The 3,797-nt window shown below is 63.6% G+C and carries 4 protein-coding genes and 1 pseudogene; 2 read left to right on the top strand and 3 right to left on the bottom strand.

Going from position 1 to position 3,797, the window contains the following annotated elements:
* Positions 1–854: 854 nt before the first annotated feature.
* Together ACFU5K_RS31490 and ACFU5K_RS31485 are read left to right on the top strand one after the other, a co-directional pair.
* Positions 855–1,076 (top strand): hypothetical protein, encoded by a 222-nt coding sequence (locus ACFU5K_RS31490; RefSeq protein ID WP_384068051.1) that lies wholly within the window; start codon positions 855–857, stop codon positions 1,074–1,076.
* The gene (locus tag ACFU5K_RS31485) at positions 1,073–1,483 is read left to right on the top strand and encodes a type II toxin-antitoxin system VapC family toxin (RefSeq protein ID WP_384068048.1); all 411 of its coding nucleotides are present in this window, start codon (positions 1,073–1,075) and stop codon (positions 1,481–1,483) included. Before ACFU5K_RS31490 ends, ACFU5K_RS31485 begins: the two co-directional genes overlap by 4 nt.
* A gap of 907 nt (positions 1,484–2,390) precedes the next feature.
* Here the strand turns inward: ACFU5K_RS31485 and ACFU5K_RS31480 are convergent.
* From ACFU5K_RS31480 to ACFU5K_RS31470, 3 genes and pseudogenes are all read right to left on the bottom strand, one after another.
* Positions 2,391–2,990, bottom strand: coding sequence for a hypothetical protein (locus tag ACFU5K_RS31480; RefSeq protein WP_384068045.1), 600 nt, complete (start codon positions 2,988–2,990; stop codon positions 2,391–2,393).
* Positions 2,987–3,472, bottom strand: coding sequence for a hypothetical protein (locus ACFU5K_RS31475; protein ID WP_384068043.1), 486 nt, complete (start codon positions 3,470–3,472; stop codon positions 2,987–2,989). The genes ACFU5K_RS31480 and ACFU5K_RS31475 overlap by 4 nt, the downstream gene beginning before the upstream one ends.
* A gap of 130 nt (positions 3,473–3,602) precedes the next feature.
* Positions 3,603–3,710: pseudogene (locus ACFU5K_RS31470) on the bottom strand (DNA mismatch repair protein MutT); the annotation flags it as partial.
* Positions 3,711–3,797 lie beyond the last annotated feature (87 nt).

Genomic DNA, 3,797 nt, shown 5'->3' with positions numbered 1-3,797 from the left:
GCGTCCGGGGTACCACCACCCGAGCTACCTCACACAGCGTGACCGGCGAGCCCGCCCGTCACCGCCGCACCCCCATCAAATTCGAAGACCCGTCATATCCAGCCTCTTCGTAGAGCCTGGACACCTGATCGATAGAAGCTGACCCCAGGTCTACTCGGGCTACGCCGGGGAATGCGTCACACAATCTCTGCCGCCGGGAAGTGTCGTTGAACCCGCTCATCCGGTGAGCACACTCCTGACCGCACCCGGCACCCATACTTGACAGTTGGGGCACATTTTGAACTTCTTTCCTTTCTGGTTGAGGGTGATGATATCCAAGTTCTCCAACGATGCTCCATCATTTAGGGCGTTAGTGCACATTCGCGCTTCTGCGCACACGCCTGGCGGGCGACCGTTGGGGAGCTGGGACTCTCCAGGTAGCCGGGAGGTCACACCGGTGTGGTGCCCAGTGGCGGGTCCACTCTCACCGTAGTAGGTAATTCCGGTGGTTCGGTCACGCCCTACGCTGAACGCGCCCGGCAGGATTTCACCTTCGGAAAGGCTGCCCTTGACCTCTTCGATCCGAGCTTTGCCGAGCTTGGTCAGCTCACTCTGAAGTTCAGCGTCGCCGCAATTGTGAACCAGGACCGGCGTGGCCCCCGCCAGCACATAGTACGTGTGGCATACACCCCTGCTCTACCTGCGTTTTCGCAGGCGGGCGGGGTTTTGACGGTCCGTCCAGGTCCGTCGTTGTGCGCCGATGTCCGTGGCTGTTGCCGTCGCTACTGCCGTCAGCGGTATAGACCACAACGGGTGTCTGGCGGTCCGCCCTCGTTCGGCTCCCGCGCCGTGCGGATTGTCCCTATCCTGGCGTCATGAACACCTTGCGTGAAGAGCTGCACGAGCTGATCGACCGGCTACCAGAGTCGCAGGTCGCGCCGATACTGGCCCTCGTGCGGGAGAGCACTCCGGCCGAGGACGGCGGGCAGAACTGGCCTCTGCCCGACTTCGTCGGCGCACTGTCCAGCGGCAAGGGCGACCTGGGCGCCCGCTCCGGCGAGATCCTCCGCGCCGAGATGGGACGCGAAGCCGAGTGATCATCTGGGACACCGGGGCGCTGGTTGCCGCTGCCGATGCCGACGACCAGGACCACGCCCGCTGCGTCGATCTGATGCGCCGCACCCCACGCCCGCTGCTGGTGCCCTATCCCGTGCTCACCGAGGTCTGCTACCTCCTGGAACGCGAGCACGGCACCCGCGCGGAAGCCGCCTTCCTGCGCTCTGTCAGTCTGGGGCAGATCAGCCTGATCCCCCTGGCCGCCCAGGACATCGACCGTATGGTCGAGCTGGTCGAGAAGTACGCCGACTTCCCCCTCGGCGCGGTCGACGCCTCCGTCTTCGCCATCGCCGAACGCCTCGGAGCGGACGCCATCGCCACCCTCGACCGCCGCCACTTCAGCGTCGTCCGCCCCAAGGCGCCCCTCTCCTTCACTCTGCTGCCGTAGGCCAGCCGCGGCTGGACCGAAACAGCGCGGGCTGGGCCCCCGGCAGACTCCGGGGCCTGAGCGGGGGTGGTCCCTCGTCAGTCGGGCAGCTTCGCCGGACCAGGGTTCCCCGGGGGCCACCAAGGCTCACACCGTGACGCTCGCGCTCGACCTTGGCGGCCCCCGGGGGTTCCTGGTACGCCTCCGGTGACCGGACGGCGAGGGACCCCTGCCGCGACCCGACCACCCATCACCACGACGGACCCGCACCCTCATTCGGCCTCCTCCCCCTCGGAGAGAGGGCCGGGGCCTGGGGCAGAGCCCAGAACAACCCCCCGCTGGTGGCTGTTGCGCGCTCGGACTAGCGGGGCAGCTGGCAAGCGGGGCGGAGACAGGAGCGGGCGGCGGCCCCGAGGGGCCGGAGCGCGCGCGGCCCGCGCCAGCGGGCCGCCTTGAACCAGTAAAGAAACTCTGAACAGCTCAGCTCAGGCACCTCGTGCAGCAGGGGGTGGAACTCGTGGTGATCAAGTAACTGTTGGGGCACGCCCACATCGGCGTCACTCCACCGTCTACGCACACGTCCGCCTACGCTTCCAGTGCCAGGCCATCGACCTCCTCGGACACACACTCAGCGGATACGCCCAGCTCTGCGCCGAGACCAACGACGGCGACGATCCGCCGGTTTGCGCAGCACCCGTCCGCTGACGTTGCCGTCAACTACTGCCGTCAAGACAGCCAGAGGCCCCGCTGGAGCACCTCTCCGACGGGACTTCTGTTGCGTTCGTAGCTCTCAGCCTCGAATTCACCGTGAGCAGCCGCTCGCGACCAATTTCTTGATCGCCATTTCGAAGCCCCGGAAGCGAGCAACTGACAGAAGCACCGCCGCGGCTTTGCTGGGGCCCACTGCCAGGACGGGCTGCGCGTGGCATCAACCAGTGATGCCGGCGTCCTCATCCGTGTAATATGCCTCGATCAAGCGCGCGTAGGCCTGCGCGAAGCTCTCGCTTCTCGCGATGGCAACGAGTGGATCCTCACTGGCGATCGCATCAAGCCCACGGGCCTCTTCCTCCAAGGCGCTGAAGTCGACCTTGTGCCAGTCGGCAACGAGATGGTCTTCCTCTCCCATCCCTACATGCGCCTCAGCGAGTTCGTCAGCCCTCTCGAGTGCAGTGTTCAGCGCATCTGCATCATCGGGTGCCCGAAGGAAGTCAAGAACCTCCGTCGCGAAGACCATGTGGTCGACGATTTCTGTCTGAAACGGCGGTCCCTCGGGGTCACTGGCTTCGAGCGCACCTTCGAGGGCCTCGTAGAGTTCCTCGAGATCCACTTGTCTGGCATCGCCGCGAGCCACGCCCCTTGCCGACTCGACCACTCGGGCGAGTACTTGCCGCTCTCGCTCGAACCACGGAGAGAACTTCGGATCGTGGTGAATGCTGCAGTAGCGCACGAGTAGAAGCGCCCCGACCCTCAGTTTCCCGTCCTCATCAAGTTCCTCAACGCGGTCGACTACTTCTGGAATTTCTGTCACGGCGAAAACATCCTCTCACCCATGTAGCTGAAGATACCCTTCGCATATGTCTTTACACGCCCAGGAAACGTCTGACCCTCAAGGGATCCACCCAAATCGCGGATTGAATTCTCGCAGAATGCACAAATGTTTCTGTTGGCGGCGCCACCGAGTACTGTCCATTCATTCTTCTGAATGTAGGCAAGTGCGGTCATCTCCGCATGACCCCTGCCGTTCGCGTACACATCACCAGCGGCTTCATCAAGTTGATTCTTGATCGCCCTGGGTACGTAGGGCCGGTTCGAAGCAACTACTGACCTAATATTCCCCTCAGTATCCCGAGCCATCAGCACCGCTGTCGTGTCGTTCTTGTAGGCATATCCACCGTCGCCGTCCTCGGGCCCCTTAAAGAGGCCCTTGTGCAATTCCTGAGCGCGGTCGTACGACTGCTTTGCATAGACGTTGCAGTTATGGACAAGGACCGGCGTATCGCCTGCCTCCACATAGTACGTGTGCTACGCGAAGCCTTCGATCTGCTTTTTCGCAGGTCAAGTGCGGTTTGCTGGTCCGGTGAAGTGCGCGGATGTCCGTGGTTGTGCGGGGTTGTTGCCGTCGCTACTGCCGTCAGACGGTTCAGCCCAGGTACGGCTTCTCGCGCTGGTTTAGGAAGTGCTGGAGCCTGAGTCGTTGGGTGTGGTGCATCGGCAACTGTTCGATCTCTTCCGGCGGTACAAACGTAAGCATTCAGCGTGACCGCGTTGCGTGACGGTTTCGGGCATGGGGTGACGGCCGGTGACCGGTGGTCAACGGCTGGGGTGTGGGCGGTCA

Origin of the sequence: Streptomyces sp. NPDC057428, assembly GCF_042803195.1 — a bacterium.
GTDB lineage: Bacteria > Actinomycetota > Actinomycetes > Streptomycetales > Streptomycetaceae > Streptomyces.
The sequence above is the reverse complement of the archived record's forward strand: the minus strand, read 5'-3'. Positions and strand labels throughout refer to the sequence as shown.

Coding starts and splice junctions, on each gene's coding strand:
- ACFU5K_RS31490 (WP_384068051.1), top strand. CDS start 855: ATGAACACCTTGCGTGAAGAGCTGCACGAGCTGATCGACCGGCTACCA.